We start from the raw sequence: 18,972 nt of genomic DNA on the forward strand, positions 1-18,972 counted from the left end.
TCTGCGGTTTGAACGTACTTAATCACGGGCACAATGACGGCCCCTCGATCCAAGGAAATCATCAATGCCTGGCGACCAAGTCACTCAAGACCTTCAAGCAATTTTGCGCAGCATGAAGCGCGCCCACCTTGCATTGGGGCCGGCCACTGCAGATCTTCGGCGAGACCGATTGAAGCGCAGTGCCAATCTGATCCGAGACAACCACCAATCGATCAACAAAGCCATCAGTGCAGATTTCGGCAGCCGCAGCACCTACCAATCGATGGTCGCCGACCTCGTCACCACGGTGAAGATGCTAGAGCACTCTGCTGAACACCTGGAGACCTGGATGAAACCAGAACAGGTGGAAAGCCCAGGGCCAGGAATGGAAGCTTGGATCGATCAGCAGCCTCTGGGTGTGGTCGGCATCATCAGCCCATGGAACTTCCCTATCAACCTGGCGTTTGGCCCACTCGCAGGCGTTTTCGCGGCAGGGAACACTGCGATGATTAAGCCTTCGGAGCTGACTCCCGCTACCTCTCAACTGTTGGCTGAACTGGTACCGGCCTACTTCGAACCCTCAGAGCTCTCAGTTGTACTGGGCGACGCTAGCGTCGGCGCGGCGTTTAGCTCCTTGCATTTTGACCATCTCGTCTTCACCGGCAGCACCGTGGTTGGTCGACATGTCATGAGAGCTGCTTCCGAAAACCTGGTACCCGTCACTTTGGAGCTGGGCGGCAAATCCCCGGTTGTTGTGGCAGATGGGTTCGATATCGCCATTGCTGCAGAACGGACGCTCACGATCAAGACGTTCAATGCCGGACAAATCTGCCTGTCGCCCGACTACATGATTATTCCAGCGAAAGACCAAGATCGCCTGGTACAGGTCAGCAAAGACTTCATCGCCACATCATTCCCTACCCTGCTGGCCAATCCAGACTACACCTCGATCGTCAGCCAGCGCCATTTTGAGCGACTGGTAGGCCTCCTCGAGGACGCGGAACGAAAAGGTGCCACGATCATCAACCTGGCCCCTAAAGGAGAGCTACCCTTTGATGCGGCTACTCGTAAAATTGCACCGCACCTTATTCTGGGCGTTACTGACGAAATGCAGATCATGCAGGAGGAGATCTTCGGGCCACTACTTCCGGTCAAAACCTACACCGACGCCCAGGAGCCTCTGCATTACATCAACGCCAACCCACGTCCGCTCGCTGCTTACTATTTTGGAGATGATCAAACACAGCAAGAGCTGTTCGCTCGCCATACCACCTCCGGAGCCTTGGTGATCAACGACGTCATGACACACGCCTCAATCGATGCGTTGCCATTTGGTGGCGTAGGTGCATCGGGCATGGGCGCCTATCACGGCCTGCATGGCTTCCGTCGCTTCACCCACGCTAAGCCCGTGGTACTGCAAAGCAAAGACGGTGCTTCGAACCTGCGACTCCGGGCGCCCTACGACAACAAGTTGCAAGCGATCCAAGGTTTTCTCGAAAGCTGATTCTCCAGTGTCAACAGCCCCAGGCAACGGACAGCGTCGCCTGGCTGATACTCAACCGCAAATGTGGAAATCCAAATGAAAGTATTGATGGTGATAACTTCTCACGACCAACTGGGCAACACTGGTATGAAAACGGGCTTCTGGCTGGAAGAGTTCGCCGCCCCGTATTACGTGTTCAAAGATGCAGGAGCTGAGATCGTCCTGGCATCACCTGCTGGTGGGCAGCCCCCTCTTGACCCCAAAAGCGATCTGCCCGAGTTTCAGACTGAACTCACTCACCGCTTCAAGGCCGACCCAGAGACCCAGCGCGCCCTCGCTTCCACTGTAAAATTAGATACCGTCACCCACGACCAATTCGACACTGTCTTCTATCCAGGTGGCCATGGCCCACTGTGGGATCTCGCCGAGTCTCGTCAGTCTATTGATCTGATCGAAGCCTTCGAACGTGCAGGTAAGCCAATCGGATTCGTCTGCCACGCGCCTGGTGTGCTGCGCCATGTGAAAGCTGCCAATGGCCAGCCTCTGGTCAAAGGTCGCCGCGTGACTGGGTTCACCAATGGCGAGGAAGCAGATGTCCAGCTCACCGACGTGGTGCCGTTCCTCATTGAAGATGAGTTCAAACGCCAAGGTGGGTTGTACGAGAAGATTGAAAACTGGGCTCCCTTCGTCGTAGTCGACGGTAAGCTCGTTACTGGTCAAAACCCTGCAAGCTCTGAAGATGCAGCGAAGGCACTCCTCCAGCTTGTAGCGGTCTGACGATTTCGGACACCCATTTAGGCGAGAATGCTCGCCAGATAAAGGTGTCTGATGACCAAACAACGTCGTTCCTTTTCCGCTGAATTCAAACTCGAGGCCGCAGGCCTCGTGCTTGATCAAGGCTATAGCCATATCGAAGCCAGCCGCTCGCTTGGGGTTGTCGAGTCCACATTGCGTCGCTGGGTGAACCAATTCCAGCAGGAGCGCAATGGGGTTACTCCATAGAGCAAGGCGTTAACGCCTGAACAGCCGAAGCTCCAAGAGCTAGAGGCTCGGATCGCGCGCCTTGAACGGGGGAAATCCATTTTAATGAAGGCCTGCGCGCACTTGATGTCGGAGGAGCACGAGCGCATACGCTAATTGATCAGCTAAGCGCTCATGAGTCATTAGAGTTGCTGTGCAAGACTTTTGATGTGCCTCGCTCGTGTTACTACAGGCATCCCCTCAGACGCAGAACTCCGGATGTGGAGCGAGTCAGATGGGCTGGCACCCGCTCAGGGCGAGAAAAAACTCAACGTCGTGCCAGGGATTAGTTGACCAGTACAAACTCAAGCTAGATCGACGCCCAGACCGTTTCCCGATCCACTCTAGTGAGGCTGTGCGCAGAGATACTTAGCTGTCGTTGAGTCTCATCAAGGCTCATGCCTCGAGCCGTTCGCGAGAGTCGTCGACGGCATTTCAAGGGGTCAGTGACCTCAACCCCGAAGCGTGGCATTCGCCGCGTTGATCACGCTCCCCGTACATCCCTCAGTTAGCCTAGAGCCACATTCAAAGTCCTGTCGGCGAACGCGCGAGGATCAGGAGCCGTGATAGGGCTTCCAAATCCTCCTGCCGCATGTGCATGAATTGACTACGGTGAAGTTCCAAAAGCGGCCCATCTATATCGGCCAGCAACTTCTTTCCGCGCTTACTGAGCAGAACGCGTACAACGCGCCGATCTCGTTCGTCGTGCCGGCGCTCTACCAACGCCTCCCGTTCAAGGCGATCCAGTAAACGAGTCACATCAGCTCGTGGCTCCGCCATCTGGGCTCCGATACCGCTCGGAGTTTCGCCTTCAGCCCCACCACGGCGTATGGCACGAAGCGCATTGTACTGCTTCCCCGAAAGGCCGAATCCTGCCAGTAGATCGACAAGGTGAAGCTTCATCTCCTCGGCGGTTCGCATAAGATTGAGGTAGACCTCTTGTTCAACAAGCTTGCCCGTCTCTTTTGCCACCAGATCGGGGGTCTGGAACTTTTTCATGGATAGGTCACCTAGTGGTCGTTTCAAACAGTAGTTGTTTACAACAAATAAATGCTACAGTTCCTTCGCTCCACGCTCCCTTGACGAGAAGCACCAAAGCCGAAGGAGGTTCTAATAATCCTTGTCGTACGCCCATTAAGTGGCAGCGCACCTACCACAGCCGATATGGTCGCGATAGCTGCCGAGGTTCTGCTGTTCCGGAAGCCATGGGGCGGCAAAGACTGTCGACTGCCAAGCACCTGATTCGAACACAGGTGCGGAAACAGGAGCAACTCATCAGGGTTCTTTTGTGGGGCAAGCTGCGCCACCAATTTTGATGCCGTGCTTACACGGCCGCAACCGCATTCAACGTGTAATCAGCTCTCAACCCGTAGGAGTAAAAGTAAATGACCTTCAAGAACCTGCAACTGATCGCCCGCGTCCTCATCGCGCTCATCTTCTTCGTAGCCGGTGTACGTAAACTGTTGACCTTTGCCGCCACAGCTGCTTATTTTTCGAAACTTGGCCTGCCCGCTCCAGAGGTTGTGGCCGCGTTGGTGGCTCTGATCGAGGTTGGTGGGAGCATCGCGCTGGTAGTGGGCTGGAGGCTGCGTGAGGTCGCGGTTGGCATGGGAGTGTTCACGCTGGTGACAGCCGTCATCGGCCACCCATTCTGGTCAGTGGAGCCTGAGCAGTTCTCCGGCCAGCTCAACAACTTCATGAAGAACGTCGCAATCACGGGGGCTTTCTTACTGTTGGCCTTGCAGGGCGAAAAGAGCAAGCAACAGGTCTGATCGGCCCGACACCAGCCGCCAGACTGGCGGCTGGTAGTCTTCGCCTCGCACTGGACCTCCCGGTGTTTTTAGCGTCGAAAGCCATATCCGTAATGGCCTGTGAACAGCGCAAATCAGGCCTCCCCGTTCATAGGGGAACATAGCTTACTGCTTGAGCGCCGGTACGAAAGTCGTATATCCGTAAAAACTAGCATCATACGCTGGCGCTCAGACGGCTTAGAGTTTAGTGGCGAGAAGAGCACCAAGCTGAGCGTAAACTTAGCGCTAGATTGCTGCGACCGCATAGCCATCGGATGGGGCCAACCCAACGGACTACAGCGGTGACGATATCTGCAATCTGATGTGTTGGGGGCAGTCGAAAAGTGCTTTGGTGAGCAGCCACCCATCCAGCCTGTGCAGTGGTTTAGCGATAATAATTCGGCCTAAACCGCTGAACAGACTCAACTGTTTTCCAGAGTTTTCCGAGAAATCGGCTTGCAACCAAACGAAATCGTGGCGTAACCCCCTGAAGCTGACAGCTTCGTAAAAGCGATCAAGCACGACAATGTCGCGTACATGTCCAGCCTAAACAAAAAAGGACGCCACGCCACCTGCGTGATTGCCTTCGAGCATTATCCGCATAGAGCACTGGACTATCGATCGTTAAAGGAATCAAGCGCTTGCGAAGGTATCATTCAATGGGGGAGCTGGTGTTCGGCTTTGCAGGGCACAAGGCCAGAGAGGGTGCTTTTCAAGTTGATAACCGACTTGTTCGTATGCGCGGGTGCCATTCGGGCTGACTCGGTCGCAGTATTCGTTCAACCATAGCGTATTCCTACTGTTTAGAGTATTGCTGCCTAATCGGTTGATCGCTCCCCATTCAATACCTGGGAGCGATCTCGCTCGTCAAATCTTGAAATGATTAATCAGTTGTTGCAACTGGTTACCCAGGCGTGCCAACTCCACGCTGGAGGCAGCGGTTTCATCACTCGCAGTAGCAGATTGTTCGGAAACATTGCGCACGTTGATGACGCTGCGGTTGATGCCTTCGGCCACGGCATTTTGTTGTACTGCAGCCGCCGCGATCTGTTGATTCATCGATTGGATGCTCGATACGATGCGCGTAATGTTGCCCAGTGAGACACCTGCCTTACGAGCCAGTCCGACACTGTTGTCGGTCAGGGTACGGCTTTTGCTCATGACAGTGGCCACCTGCTCGGTGCCACTCTGTAAACCGGCGACCAGACCTTCGATTTCCTCGGTGGATTTCCTGGTGCGTTGAGCCAGAGCACGAACTTCGTCGGCGACCACAGCAAAACCTCGACCGGCCTCCCCGGCTCGTGCAGCTTCAATCGCGGCGTTGAGTGCCAACAGGTTCGTCTGTTCTGCCACGGCCTTAATAACGTCCATGACGCTACCGATTTTAGTGCTTTCCTTCTGCAGGACGCTCATCGCTTCTGTAGAGCTCACGACTTGTGCAGCCAGGTGCTCGATCTGTGCGATGGTCTCGGCAACCACGTTGTAACCTTCGCGAGCTTGATCGTCAGCCTCTAAAGCTACTTGCGAAGCTTGCTCGGCATTGCGCGCGACTTCCTGCACGGTGGCAGTCATTTCGTGCATGGCGGTGGCGACCTGATCGGCTTCAACTTTTTGCTTGTTAACCCCACTGCTCGTTTGTTCGGTCACCGTTGACAGCTCTTCGGCAGCGCCGGCTATCTGAGTCACGCCGTCGCGAATGCCGCTGATGAGATTACGCAAGGTTTCTCCCATCCGCTGGATACCTTGTTGCAACACCCCTAATTCATCGCTGCGAGTGACCACGAGATTCTGCGTGAGATCGCCCGTGGCGATGCGTTCGACTATGTCGAGGGTTTCACGGATCGGACGGGTAATTTGAACAGTGATGGCGACTGCCGCGAGGATGCCGAACAACAAGATCAACAGTGTGCACACCAACTGCAGTCTACGCATCAGGGCGGTTTCACTGTCGCGGCTATCCAACTGATTTTGATAAAGAGCTTCGCTACGAGCCCACATCTCGCTTCCTTGACCGACCATTTCTTTGCCCGTCAGGGTTATGAGGTTGTTCGCCGTTTTGTAGGCCAGTAAGGCAGTACGGTAGCTCGCTAGCGCACCTTGCAACTGATGTAGTACGTCCTGCTGGCTGATACTCAAGTTTTCACTGAGTTGTTTCAAACCTTCAATGGTTTCATGCAACTGGTTGACGGCTCTCTGCTCCGTATCCGGAGAGCTGTTGGCGATGTAACCATTCACTTCATTAAGGGTGAGCAGGAACTGTTCTTTAACGCGACTGACGTCCTGCAGCTGTTCGAAACGATCCGCGTTGCCTGGATTCATTTGAAGCACACTGCTATAGATTGTGGCGATCAGCCTATTAGCGACCTCGGCGTTACTGCCCATGGCCGTGCGTGCACCGTGCCCGGCTTGAAACGCATCGCGCATTTTATTTAACGACTGTTGGAAGCTGCCAATGCCGGCCACTTGTTCTTTGAGCAGCTTGAGGTTTTCCGGTTGACTGAAAGTGCCAAGCAGTTTCTGCTGTTGGGTGGTGAACGCCTCCACGCTCACTTGCACCTTCTGGGCAGCGGTCTCATCACCATTAGTCAGCATGTATTGCAGACGGGACACTCGGACATTATTCAGCAGTAGGTTTAACTGTGCGGCATCGCCCATTCGGTCGCTACGCCAAGTCAGCCTGTCCAGACTGACCCAGGCCATCAGTGCAAGAAGCATGGTCAGAGCTAATACAAGGCCGAAGCCCAGAGCCAACTTGAGGTTGACGCTAATATTACCGAGCCAATTATTCATTTAATCCCTCATAGGGGTTTTGTTATAGGTCTTTAAATGGCTGGAAATCTGTTCCCAACGCTAGTTTCTGGCTTTTCAAGGCGTGTAGCGGCCAGTTCTTGCTCTTGCTTGATCATCTTCTCCAAAATGCGTCGGGCACGTACCGCACCGCCATCGCTGGCCAGCAATACTGGTTTGAGCGACCAGAAATCCTGATCACCAATCAATTCCTGCTGAGCTTGGAGCATGGGCATGTCTTCAGTGGTGAATGGTTGGCGCAGCCACTGGATATTCTCTTCAGCGAGCCGCCTTCCTTCCTCACCCATTTTTTTGGGGAACGCAATACCAAACCAGTAGTGGGTTGTGGCGGCAGTTTCCGGGGTGAAGACATGGGCGACGTAAACCGAGTGGCCCTGATCGCGGGGCTCTCCACTCAGGGTATAGCCACTGTTGAGCAGCATATTGGATGGTGCATTCCATCGTACATCGAGCCATCGATCGACCCGTTGCCCGGTGGGAATGCCGCGTAGGCGCTCCAGATCGGGCGTTAGTTGTTCATTGTGGGTGGTACGTTTGGAATGCACCGTTTCGCCGTGCTGTTCAACCTCAATGACACCCTGGGCCACAGCGGCACTGCCCAGGGAGTTGCCGTGCAAAAACTCGATATGACTCAGATCAAGAATGTTATCGCTTTCCAGCACATAGTTGGCCTTGACGTGCAAGTAGCTTTTGCCGATGTATGCGGTTTGCGGGTCCACGGGGCTGAAGTCAGTAATCAACGCCGGATCGGCCTGATCCGGCTCGCCCATCCAGATCCAGGCGAAACCGTGACGCTCATGCATGGGATAGGCCCGTACATGCGCAGCCTTGGGAATTGCACCGTTGCCATGAGGATTGTGCACACAGGCACCGCTGCAATCGAAACTCAGGCCGTGATAGGCGCATTGAATCCTGTCATTTTCAAGGCGTCCCAAGTGCAGTGGTACAAAGCGGTGAGGGCAACGATCTTGCAGCGCCTGCAAGACGCCTTTGCTGTCACGAAACAGCACGATCTTTTCGTTGAGAAACGTCCGGGCCAGTAACTGGCCTTCAATGAACTCGTCGGCCCAACCAGCGATATACCAGCAGTTACGCAAAAAACTCATGATCGTTTCCTTCAAATATCCAGTCGCAAAAACGAACCGCTAGCCCGGGAACAACACAGCAGCATCTGATCGTTGGAGGCTTTTTCCTCCTCGGTGAGAAACAGATCACGGTGGTCAGGAATGCCTTCCAGCACCCGAGTCAGACAGGTGCCGCAGACGCCCTGCTCACAGGACAGCGGCACCTCGACCCCGGCCTCCAGCAGCACCTGGGCGATGCTTCGGCCCTCGGGCACATGGAGGATCAAACCGGAGCGCTCGGCCTGCAGGGTGAAGCCTTCGCCCGTGGTATCGACGTCTGCAGCGAAGTACTCGTAATGCACATTCGCCTTCGGCCACGACTGTTGTCGCGCAGCGTCTATCAAGGCATCCATGAAACCACCGGGCCCGCAGACGTAAACATGTCTGTGCGCCTCAGGTCCGCGCAGCAATCCTGGAATATCTAGCTGCTGGCCTTCATCATCGATATGCAACGTCACCTTGTCGGAAAACGGCGCTGATCCCAACAGCTCAAGAAACGCCGCACGGGAGCGATTGCGCACGCAGTAGTGCAACTCGAACGATGCACCCAGCGCCTGCAGCCGCCAGGCCATGGCGAGGATCGGCGTAATCCCGATCCCCCCGCCTACCAACAACGAATGTCCGGCGCCCTCCTCCAGTCGAAACTGGTTACGCGGCCGACTGATACTGACCAACGCGCCTTCTTGAAACTGCTCATGAATCCGCGTCGAACCACCCCGTGAAGCAGGCTCACGCAAGATGCCCAAACAGTAACGCTGAAGATCGTCAGGCGAACCGCACAACGAATAGTGACGGCTCAAACCCGGCGCCACCTGTACCTCGACATGGGCTCCGGCCTCAAAGGCCGGAAGCGGGTCACCCAGCGGGTCCACCAACTCCAGGGTGATGATGCCCTCAACCTCTTCCTTGCGTCGGGCGATACGCACTTGTAGAAAGTCGGTCATCTTCAACTCCTCAGAACAGTTCGCGGGTATACGTCAGGTACAGTCGGTTTTCGTCCAGGTCGCGTTGGGTAGCGACCGTGCTGCGCAACATCGCGTTGCGCCAGGACACGGCGAAACCCTTGAGAGCGGAGTTCTGGAAGGCATAAGTCAGCGCCACATCACGCTCCCACTCATGCTGCTCACCTTGGTCGGACTTGATGTTGTCGCCACGCTGATAGGTGACCTGACTGGTCAGACCCGGTACCCCGACACTGGCAAAGTTGTAGCCATACTGCGCGACCCAGGTGCTCTCCCCGGCACGCTGAAAGCGCGCACCGGTCTGACGATCAGTAATCAGGTAAGTCGCCGAACCATCACCCTGGTTCAGGAAAGGAAAATCACTGGAGCCATTGAGGTGCTGATAGCCGAGGCTGAGCGCATGCCCACCCAGGCTATAAGTGAACAACCCGGCCAGCACCTGGTTATCCACCTCACCGTTGTTGTGATACCCACTGCTGCGGTAGCCCTCGGCTCGCCCGGCCGCACTGCCATTACGCCCACTGGAAGAGCTGTCGAAAAAACGCAGATCACTTTTCAGGCTGCCGGAGGGCAACGCCAGTGTATGAACCAGCCCGACGAAGTGTTGTTGGTAGAAATTTTCCAGTTCGCCGTAGTAGTACTGCATCAGCAGATTGGGCCGCAGATTGTAGTCGACCCCGGCATAATAAAACTGGTTGCTGCGCTGGCCCGCCGCCCCACCGGCACCGCCGATGGCCAGATCTTCGTTGTTCGACGAATTACGGCTTTTGACGCCGCTCAGACGGCCGCCAATCAGGGTGAAATTGTCAAAATCCCGTGAGGTGACCTGCCAACCCTCGAAGGTTTCCGGGAGCAGACGACCATCGTTGTAAACCACGACCGGAAGCTTTGGCTTGAGCGTGCCAACTTTCAGTTCTGTCTTGGCAATGCGCATTTTGCCGGTCAAGCCCAGGCTGCTGAAATCACTGACCGCGCGTCCATCACTGTCGGTGGGGAACACAAACCCGCCCTGGTTTACGCTGGTGGGGTTGCCGTGGGTGCCGCGCCCGGAGTCCAGGCGAATGCCAAGCATGCCCAGTGCATCCACACCAAAGCCTACCGGACCCTGGGTATAGCCGGAATTGAAGTTGAGGATAAACCCTTGCCCCCATTCCTCCAGCTTCGAGGGCGCAGCAGAACCGCTGCGGTTATCCTGGTTAAAGTAGATGTTGCGTAACTCCAGGTTGGCTTTCGAATCGTCGATAAAGCCTTCGGCCTGAGCATCGAGTGGTAATTGCACGACAGCGGCAACCGCCAACGCCAGAGGGCCAATATTCGAACGCAGGAAAGCCGGTTTCAGTACGATGGTTTTCATTTTTATACCCGTGTCTTTTATTTTTATGAGGGGTTGAGGCCAATCGCAGACAAAGCGTGGCCGCACTGTCGTCGCCGACAGTGGTTCCAGGTTGTGTCAGTACGTGGGGTGAATCAGTTGGGTAGCGGGGGGGTCTCAGGGCCCCGCGCCTTATTGCGCTCGGTCAGGCGTTGCAGGGAAAAGATCGCGATCGAGCCGAACAGGGCCGGAATGGCGAGGGCAATAAAGAACACTGATGGCTGCCCCAGTTGCGCAATCAACCAGGCTCCAAGCACCGAACCGATGATCGAGCCGACCCGCCCGTTGGCCATCGCCCAACTCACGCCCGTTGCCCGAGCTGCCGTCGGGTAGATGCTGGCAGACAACAGGTTGAGACCGTTTTGCGCGCCGGCAATGCCGAACCCGACCATAAACACCGTCAGTCCAAGCCAGAAAGCATCGGCCAGGGCAAAGCCGACCAAGGCAATCACCAAGGCGGCACCCAGATAGGCAAGACCCAACACCCGATAAGGGCTGACCCGATCCATCAGCAACGCCATCAAAATGGCGCCGACGGTGCCACCCAACGGGACCATCGCGCCGATACGAGCCGCGCTGGCAATGTCGTAGCCGGAGTCCTTGAGGATGCTTGGTAACCAGCTGGTCAACAGGTAAAACACAAACAGCGAGCAGAAGAAGGTACCCCACAGCAACACCGTGCGCAGCGCCCTGCCTTCGATAAACAGCTGGGAAATCGGCGAACGCTCCGCTACGGGGCTTTGCGGTTCAACGAAGGTCACATCAGCCAGATCGGTACGACCGGTGATCTTTGACATCACCTTGCGTAAAGCTGTTGCGTACTGCGGACGAGCCGCCATGAATCGCACCGATTCTGGTAACAGCCAGGCCAGTAGAGGCAGCAACAGCAATGGCACCAGACCACCAATCATCAGCACGCCACGCCAACCGAACAGTGGAATGATGTGACTCGCTACAGCGCCTCCCAGCGCAAGGCCGGTGGTGAAGCCGCTGTAGCTCAAAGTCACCATGATCATCCGTCGGCGAGCCGGTGAGTACTCCGAGCTCAACGTGATGCAGGTGGGCATTGCTCCGCCAAGCCCAATCCCCGTCAGGAAGCGCAAGGCGGTGAGCATGTCGATGGAGGTGGAATACGCGGAAGCGAGCGTGCCGAGCCCAAAAATAAGTACCGACATCAACAGTACCTTCTTGCGCCCATAGGCATCCGCCACCGGGCCAAACACAAACGCACCCACCATCAGGCCCATTAAACCGGCACCGAAAGCTGGTGAAAGCTGGCTGGGTTGCAGTCCCCATTCCTGGCGTAGCGCGGGGGCAATGTAACCAATCACGGCGGTATCAAAACCGTCGATTAAAACCACCAGAAAGCACAGGACAAGCACCATGATCTGGTAGCCGGAAATCCTGTTGTTATCGATCATTTCGCCAATGTTGGCGGTCTTGCTGTTCATAGGTATGCCCCTTTATTGGATTTGTCTTTGGGGTGAAGCAGATTTAACGCAAAGCAACGGGTTGAACAACGATTTCCTGGTCTGTGAAGATCCATGGTGGAGCGAGCCTCATCGCCCCACTTTTTGACACGGGTACTCCTTGAGCCTTTAGCGCTCCAGCAAGTCCAGAGCCACATCCACGATCATGTCTTCCTGTCCTCCCACCATCCGGCGCTTGCCCAGCTCAACCAGGATGTCCACGGCCTTGAGGCCATAACGCGCCGCCGCGACCTCGGCATGGCGCAGGAAGCTCGAATACACCCCGGCATAACCCAGCGCCAGAGTCTCGCGGTCGACACGCACCGGACGGTCCTGCAGCGGCCGTACTATGTCATCGGCGGCATCCATCAACGCGTACAGGTCAGTGCCATGGTTCCAACCCATGCGGTCGGCAGCGGCGATGAACACTTCCAGCGGCGCGTTACCGGCACCGGCGCCCATGCCGGCGAGGCTGGCATCGATACGGTCGCAGCCCTCCTCCACGGCCACAATCGAATTGGCCACCCCCAGAGACAGGTTGTGGTGCGCATGCATACCGGTTTCGGTCTCAGGCTTGAGCACAGCCTTGACCGCACGAAAGCGCTCGCGAATGTCCTGCATGCTCATGGCACCGCCAGAGTCCACCACGTAGATGCAGGTGGCGCCGTAGCTTTCCATTTTCTTTGCTTCGACAGCCAGGTTCTGCGGGCTGGTGAGATGGCTCATCATCAGGAAGCCCACCGTATCCATGCCTAGGGTGCGCGCATATTCGATGTGCTGGCGGGCGCAGTCGGCCTCGGTGCAGTGGGTGGCAACACGCACCACCCGGGCCCCGGCGCTGTAGGCTGCCTTGAGGTCGTGCACAGTGCCAATGCCCGGCAGCAACAGGGTGGCGACCTTGGCGTGGCTGATCACATCGCTCACCGCCTCGATCCACTCCAGGTCCGTGTGGGCACCGAAACCGTAGTTGAAGCTGGAACCTTGCAGCCCGTCGCCGTGGGCCACTTCGATGGAATCGACGCGGGCCTTGTCCAGGGCGCGCGCGATGTGTTGCACATTGTCGATGGAGTACTGGTGACGTACCGCATGGCTACCGTCACGCAGGGTCACGTCGCTGATATACAGCTTCTTGCCAGGATTGAAGGTCATGGTGTCTGCCTCACAAGGACTGCGCCATGCGCTCGGCCGTGGCCAGCGCAGCGGAAGTCATGATGTCGAGATTGCCGGCGTAGGCTGGCAGGTAATGGGCGGCGCCTTCGACTTCGAGGAACACCGTGGTCTTCAAGCCGCTGAAGCGACCTAGGCCCGGAATGTTCAATGGCGTCTCGGGGGCGATCACTTCGAATTGCACCTTTTGCTTCAGGCGATAGCCCGGCACATAAGCAGTAACCGCACTGGCCATGTCTTCGATGGATGCTTCGACCTCCGCCTGGTCCGCCGCTTCCGACAGCACATACACCGTGTCCCGCATCATCAACGGCGGCTCGGCCGGGTTAAGCACAATGATCGCCTTGCCCTTGCCCGCGCCGCCCACCGCCTCGATGGCCTGGGCGGTGGTTTCGGTGAACTCGTCGATGTTCGCGCGAGTGCCGGGACCGGCGGATTTGCTGCTGATGGACGCGATGATTTCGGCGTAATGCACCTTGGCCACGCGAGACACCGCCGCCACCATCGGAATCGTCGCCTGCCCACCGCAGGTCACCATATTTACGTTGAGGGCCGACAGGTTGGCATCCAGGTTGACCACAGGCACGCAGTACGGGCCAATGGCCGCCGGGGTCAGGTCGATTACGCGGATGCCGGGTTTGTGCTGGCGCAACAACGCATCGTTGTGTACGTGGGCAGTGGCCGACGTTGCGTCAAACACGAAATCGATCTCGGCAAACTCCGGCATGTTCACCAGGCCTTCCACCCCTTCGTGGGTGGTGGCCACACCCAGGCGTCGTGCCCGTTCCAGGCCGTCGGAGCCTGCGTCGATACCGACCATCACCGCCATCTGCAACTGCTTGCCGTGGCGCAGGATCTTGATCATCAGGTCGGTGCCAATATTGCCGGAGCCGATGATCGCAACTTTCTTCTTATCTGTGCTCATTTCAGCGCCCCAATACCTTGGCGGTTTTACCGGCAATCCCAAACTGGGTCTTCGGCACCTCGGTGATAATCACCCGCACGGACTCCGGCGGTGCCTGGATCGACTCGACGGCAGCGTTGGTCAACGCCTCGATCAACCGCGCCTTCTGTTCCTCGTCGCGGCCTTCAATCAGAAAAACCTGCATGATCGGCATGGTCGATTCCTCAAGCGGATTTGGAGGCAAAGCGCATGGAGACGCTGCCCAGGTGCTGGTAGCGCACGGTGATCTGGTCACCCGCCTCTACCGCGATGGCTTCGGTCACACCACCGGTCATGATGAAGGTGCCGGCGGGCAACTCCTTGCCCTGGGTGGCGAGCATATTGGCGAGCATCGCCACGCTCTGCGCCGGGTGACCGAGCACGGCGGCCCCAGCGGCAGTGGCAACCACTTCACCGTTTTTCTCCATCACCACGCCCAGGCATTTGAGGTCGATACCCAGGGCGCTGCGGGCCTGGCCACCGGTGACGAAACGCGCCGATGATGTGTTGTCGGCGATCACACTCTTGAGGTCGAAGCGGAAGTTTTCGTAGCGAGAATCGATCACCTCGACCGCCGGCAGAATGAAGTCGGTAGCCGCCAATACATCACCCACATGCACGCCCGGGCCTTTGAGCGGGTGCTTGAGCACAAAAGCGATCTCGGCTTCGACCTTGGGGTGAATCAACGAGTCCACATCGATCACCGCACCATCCGCACAGGAACCGTAGTCAGTCAGAAAACCGTGGATCGGCTCGGTCACGCCCATTTGCTTCATCTTGGCAAAGGACGTCAGGCCCATTTTCAGGCCAACAATGCGCACGCCCCGGGCTTCCTTGTTGGCACGGATCGTATTCTGGATCGCGTAGGCGTCCTCCCAGTCCATGTCTGGATGGGTATCAGTGATCTTCGCCACGGCCTCGCGGTTCAGCTCGGCGTTTTCCAGGTGGGTGGCCAATTCGGCGATGGTTGCTGCTGAGAGATTCATGGGGTTGTCCTTCAAACAAATCGGATGGAAGCCGAGCCGATACCACCCAGGCTCATGCGTAATTGATCACCGGGCTGTACCGCAACCATGGCGGCCAGAGAGCCGGATAGGATCACTTCGCCTTTTTTCAAGGCAATGCCCAGCTCACCCAGGGTGTTGGCCAACCACACCACCGCATTGGCCGGGTGACCGAGGGCAGCGGCACCGGCGCCGGTAGCGACGATCTCGCCGTTCTTTTCCAAGGTCATACCGACGCAGGCCAGGTCGATTTCACGGGGGTCGGCTACGCCGTCCCCCAGCACAAAGGCGGCAGCGGAAGCGTTGTCGGCGACGGTATCCTGGATACGAATCTTCCAGTCCTTGATCCGCGAATCGACAATCTCGAAGCACGGCATCACATACGCCGTGGCGCGCATCACATCGGCCAGGGTCACGCCGGGACCGATCAGGTCTTCCTTAAGTACAAAGGCGATCTCGCCTTCGGCCTTGGGCGCGATGAAATCGGTGCAAGACAAGGCCGCGCCATCGCTGACCAGCATGCCGCTGAGCAAATGACCGAAGTCCGGCTGGTCGACACCGAGCATGTCCATCACCACTTGACTGGTGACCCCGATTTTCTTGCCTATCACGGTTTGCCCGGCGTCCAGGCGTGGTTGAAGCATGGCCAGCTGGATCTGGTAGGCATCGGCTACCGTCAATTCAGGGAATTGTTCGGTCAACGGTGCCAGCGGTTGCTTGTCGGTGAGCGCCTGGTGCAACTGCGCGCCGAGATGATTGAAGTTAGTCATGGCAGTACTCACAGGCGGATGCATACGTTGCGCAGTTCGGTGTAGAACTCCAGGGAATGCACGCCGCCTTCGCGGCCGATGCCCGATTGCTTGGCGCCGCCGAAGGCGGTGCGCAGGTCACGCAGGAACCAGGAGTTGATCCAGCAGATGCCTACGTCCAACGCCGCGCCCATGCGGTGGGCGACTTGCAGGTTGCTGGTCCATACGCTGGCGGCCAGGCCGTAGGGTGTGTTGTTGACCAGGCGCACCACTTCGTCTTCATCATCGAACGGCGCGATATGGCAGCACGGACCAAAGATTTCTTCGCGTACCACAGCAGAGTCTTCCGACAGACCGGTCCAGATGGTCGGCTGTACCCAGGCGCCTTCGGCCAACTCGGCGGGCATGTTCGGGATACCGCCGCCGGTGACCACGGTGGCGCCGTCACGCGCGGCTTGTTGGTAGTAGCTCAGAACTTTCTGGCGGTGGCCCACGGAAACCAGCGGGCCCATGGTCACACCCGGCTCATTCGGCGGGCCGACCTTGATGGCTTCGGCGCGCACCTTGAGGGCCGCGACAAACGCATCAAACAGCGGGCGTTGAACGTAGACACGCTCGGTACCGAGGCACACCTGGCCGCTGTTTTCGAACACCGCGCGGGCGATGCCCGCCACTGCCTTGTCCAGGTCAGCATCGGCAAAAATCACCCCGGCGTTCTTGCCGCCCAGTTCCAGCGACACCGGGCGCACGCCCTTGGACGCGGCTTTCATGATCGCCTCGCCAGTGCCGGTTTCACCAGTGAAGGTGATGCCGTCGACGTCTTTATGTTCGGTCAAGAATGCACCGGCCGAGTTCTCACCAAAGCCATGCACCACGTTGTACACGCCCGCCGGCACACCGGCGTCGCGCATCACTTCGCCAAGCAAGGTGGCGGTGGCCGGAGTTTCTTCCGAGGGCTTGACCACCACGGTGTTGCCACAGGCCAGGGCCGGGCCGACTTTCCAGGTCATCAGCAGCAGCGGAAGGTTCCACGGGCAAATCACGCCGATCACACCGCGCGGGTTACGCACCGCATAGTTGACCGCCTTACCGCCGTCGGGGGTGTCCATGGTGAAGCTTTCGGTGGGCACATTGCGGATCAGGTCGGCGAAGACCTTGAAGTTGGCGGCGCCGCGTGGGATGTCCAGGTGACTGGCGAGCGCATGGGGTTTACCGGTATCAGCCACTTCGGCGGCGACGAATTCTTCGGCGCGCTGCTCGATGCCGTCAGCCACTTTGTGCAGCAAGGCGGTGCGCTGGGCGATGGTCATCTTGCCCCACGGGCCATTCAGGGCGGCGCGTGCGGCTTTGACCGCCGCATCGACTTGCTCGCGACCGGCTTCGTGGACCTGGCCAATCACGCTGTTGTCGGCAGGGTTACGGTTATCGAAGGTGCGCACGCCTTCAACCCATTGGTTATCGATAAAGTTATGAAAATGCTTAGTCATGGTTAGCGCTCTTCTCTTGTTATCAGGTTCAACTCGGCGTCGCCGGCGGTGAGGTAGTCCCACATGCGTTCGAAGATTCGGCCGCTGTTGGTGGCGCGCTGTTGGGCTTCGGCGTGGCTCAGCAGCGGCGCGTGGTCGGCGACACCAGCGGCCAGCAGTTGCAGTTCAATGCGCGCGGCGTCCTCCAGGTAGAAGTTGAGGGTCAGCACTTCCACCAGGGAGCCGCCGACTACGATGGCGCCGTTGCCGCGCATCACCAGAGCCTGGGACCGCCCCAGCAGTTCAGCGAGTGCGGCGGCCTGGGCGTCATCGCGGAGCAATTGCGGGTCATCCCACAGCGGCACGCCAGCGTGGAAATACGCACCCATACCATGGCGCAACTTGGGTGTGAGCCCGGCGCACGACAGGCTCATCACCTGCATCGGCATGCTGCGAATCACCGCGTTGACCTCAGGCCGACGCTGGTAAATCTGCTGATGAATGCGCACTTCGCCCAATACCCCTTCCGGTAGCGGGCCATGAATCGGCACCACCGTGCCGGGCTCGCCGGGCTGGATCAGCCCCATGGGTTTGGCGGCACACACCAGGAAATGTTCGGCATCCAGGCGCAGGCTGCAATGGCCATAGGCGTGGACAAAACCGGCCTTGGCCAACGCGCGTGCGGCGACCCGAACTTCAGCTTGCTGGCTCAATGCGCTCATAATTTGAACTCCGGAATATCCGGCTTCGAGCCCCAGGCGCAGAACGAGGTGGTGGCCAGTGGAAACTGGCGAGGCTGGTGGTTGGCATCATCTTCCGGGGCTATATGACTAACCCCTGTGGAGTACTCGTAGGTCATGCCGTCCGGCCCTTCGAAGTACAGGAACATTGCCCCCGATGTCGGGTGGCGGCCTGGCCCGAACAGAATCTTGATCCCGCGCTCCTTTAGGAAGTACCAGGCACGCATCACATCATCGATGCTTTCCACCTGATGGTTGATGTGCTGCACGCCGGCATGACTGGAAGGGAACAGCGCGATCTTGTGATGTACCTCGTCTATACGCAGCAAAGGCGCTTCGCCGATGCGATCACTGACCCGAGCGTTGGCCAGGGTGGTCCAGAACGCTTCATCGCGCTTGGCATCGGTGGTGCGCAGGCCGATATGGCTGAAACCGGTGACACCGGCGTCGCGGCTGGCAAAGTATCGGGCGCCGCAGGCATGAGGGCGCAACACCAGTTCGATGTTATTGCCGCTGGGGTCGCGAAATTGGATCAGCTCGTTGACGTGGCGCACCTCGGCGGCTTCACGGCTGCCATGGCGCACGGCAAAGCCGTTGTCTTCGAGCAGTTGCGCAGCGTGATCGAGCTCGTTCCAATTGGTGACTTCGAAAGCCGTGGTGGTTTCCCGTGGATCGCCTTCGTAGTAGCAGAGGGTATGGTCGCGGCTGTCGGAGCGGAAATAGATCGCACCGTTAGCCTCGCGCGCCACTTGCAGACCGAGCATCTGCGTTGCGTACAACTTGGCCTGGGCAAGGTCCGCAGTGCCCAGACGCACGTAGCGGATGTCATGCAGATTGATCATGAAGGTGCCTCTTGGTTTTATTCTTGTCTGGACAAGATCCTCTCCCGCGGGCTC

Annotated in this window: 17 protein-coding genes and 2 pseudogenes; 4 read left to right on the plus strand and 15 right to left on the minus strand. The window is 57.8% G+C overall.

Features of this window, described 5'->3' with window-relative positions; translation table 11 throughout:
• Positions 1-64: 64 nt before the first annotated feature.
• The 3 genes and pseudogenes from QU606_RS24450 to QU606_RS24460 all read left to right on the plus strand — a co-directional run.
• On the plus strand, positions 65-1,483 hold the full coding sequence (locus QU606_RS24450; RefSeq protein ID WP_304997638.1) for a coniferyl aldehyde dehydrogenase: 1,419 nt from the start codon (positions 65-67) through the stop codon (positions 1,481-1,483).
• Positions 1,484-1,558: 75 nt separating this feature from the next.
• On the plus strand, positions 1,559-2,239 hold the full coding sequence (locus tag QU606_RS24455; protein ID WP_304997639.1) for a type 1 glutamine amidotransferase domain-containing protein: 681 nt from the start codon (positions 1,559-1,561) through the stop codon (positions 2,237-2,239).
• A gap of 51 nt (positions 2,240-2,290) precedes the next feature.
• Positions 2,291-2,718, plus strand: a pseudogene (locus tag QU606_RS24460) (transposase); the annotation flags it as partial.
• Positions 2,719-3,007: 289 nt separating this feature from the next.
• Here QU606_RS24460 and QU606_RS24465 read toward each other — a convergent pair.
• Entirely contained in the window at positions 3,008-3,481 is a 474-nt protein-coding gene (locus tag QU606_RS24465) for a MarR family winged helix-turn-helix transcriptional regulator (RefSeq protein WP_304997640.1), read from the minus strand.
• Positions 3,482-3,867: 386 nt separating this feature from the next.
• On the opposite strand from QU606_RS24465, the gene QU606_RS24470 reads away from it, so the two are divergent.
• Positions 3,868-4,254, plus strand: coding sequence for a DoxX family protein (locus QU606_RS24470; protein ID WP_304997641.1), 387 nt, complete (start codon positions 3,868-3,870; stop codon positions 4,252-4,254).
• 885 nt (positions 4,255-5,139) lie between these two features.
• Here QU606_RS24470 and QU606_RS33090 read toward each other — a convergent pair.
• The 14 genes and pseudogenes from QU606_RS33090 to QU606_RS24535 form a co-directional block, all read right to left on the minus strand.
• Positions 5,140-6,003, minus strand: a complete 864-nt coding sequence (locus tag QU606_RS33090) for a methyl-accepting chemotaxis protein (RefSeq protein ID WP_370531128.1) — start codon at positions 6,001-6,003, stop codon at positions 5,140-5,142.
• Positions 5,998-7,062: pseudogene (locus QU606_RS33095) on the minus strand (methyl-accepting chemotaxis protein); the annotation flags it as partial. The pseudogene QU606_RS33095 and the gene QU606_RS33090, both read right to left, overlap by 6 nt.
• Positions 7,063-7,094: 32 nt before the next feature.
• On the minus strand, positions 7,095-8,186 hold the full coding sequence (locus tag QU606_RS24480) for an aromatic ring-hydroxylating dioxygenase subunit alpha (protein ID WP_304997643.1): 1,092 nt from the start codon (positions 8,184-8,186) through the stop codon (positions 7,095-7,097).
• An 11-nt stretch (positions 8,187-8,197) separates the two neighbouring features.
• Positions 8,198-9,148 (minus strand): PDR/VanB family oxidoreductase, encoded by a 951-nt coding sequence (locus QU606_RS24485; protein ID WP_304997644.1) that lies wholly within the window; start codon positions 9,146-9,148, stop codon positions 8,198-8,200.
• A gap of 10 nt (positions 9,149-9,158) precedes the next feature.
• Entirely contained in the window at positions 9,159-10,520 is a 1,362-nt protein-coding gene (locus QU606_RS24490; protein WP_304997645.1) for an OprD family porin, read from the minus strand.
• 113 nt (positions 10,521-10,633) lie between these two features.
• Positions 10,634-11,989, minus strand: coding sequence for an aromatic acid/H+ symport family MFS transporter (locus QU606_RS24495; RefSeq protein WP_304997646.1), 1,356 nt, complete (start codon positions 11,987-11,989; stop codon positions 10,634-10,636).
• 147 nt (positions 11,990-12,136) lie between these two features.
• Entirely contained in the window at positions 12,137-13,156 is a 1,020-nt protein-coding gene (gene dmpG, locus QU606_RS24500) for a 4-hydroxy-2-oxovalerate aldolase (RefSeq protein WP_304997647.1), read from the minus strand.
• Positions 13,157-13,166: 10 nt separating this feature from the next.
• Positions 13,167-14,099, minus strand: a complete 933-nt coding sequence (locus QU606_RS24505) for an acetaldehyde dehydrogenase (acetylating) (RefSeq protein ID WP_304997648.1) — start codon at positions 14,097-14,099, stop codon at positions 13,167-13,169.
• Position 14,100: 1 nt separating this feature from the next.
• On the minus strand, positions 14,101-14,292 hold the full coding sequence (locus tag QU606_RS24510; RefSeq protein ID WP_304997649.1) for a 2-hydroxymuconate tautomerase: 192 nt from the start codon (positions 14,290-14,292) through the stop codon (positions 14,101-14,103).
• Between the two features lie 10 nt (positions 14,293-14,302).
• Positions 14,303-15,103, minus strand: a complete 801-nt coding sequence (gene dmpH, locus QU606_RS24515) for a 2-oxo-3-hexenedioate decarboxylase (RefSeq protein WP_304997650.1) — start codon at positions 15,101-15,103, stop codon at positions 14,303-14,305.
• 11 nt (positions 15,104-15,114) lie between these two features.
• Entirely contained in the window at positions 15,115-15,891 is a 777-nt protein-coding gene (gene dmpE / locus QU606_RS24520; RefSeq protein WP_304997651.1) for a 2-oxopent-4-enoate hydratase, read from the minus strand.
• An 8-nt stretch (positions 15,892-15,899) separates the two neighbouring features.
• Complete coding sequence (locus QU606_RS24525) at positions 15,900-17,357, minus strand: 2-hydroxymuconic semialdehyde dehydrogenase (protein WP_304997652.1); 1,458 nt, start codon at positions 17,355-17,357, stop codon at positions 15,900-15,902.
• 2 nt (positions 17,358-17,359) lie between these two features.
• Positions 17,360-18,058, minus strand: a complete 699-nt coding sequence (locus QU606_RS24530) for a class II aldolase/adducin family protein (protein ID WP_304997653.1) — start codon at positions 18,056-18,058, stop codon at positions 17,360-17,362.
• Positions 18,055-18,918 carry a VOC family protein gene (locus QU606_RS24535; RefSeq protein WP_304997654.1) on the minus strand — a complete coding sequence of 288 codons (864 nt, stop codon included), beginning with the start codon at positions 18,916-18,918 and terminating at the stop codon, positions 18,055-18,057. Before QU606_RS24535 ends, QU606_RS24530 begins: the two co-directional genes overlap by 4 nt.
• Positions 18,919-18,972: the final 54 nt, after the last annotated feature.

The organism is Pseudomonas sp. OVF7 (assembly GCF_030644265.1).
Taxonomy (GTDB): domain Bacteria; phylum Pseudomonadota; class Gammaproteobacteria; order Pseudomonadales; family Pseudomonadaceae; genus Aquipseudomonas; species Aquipseudomonas gorinensis.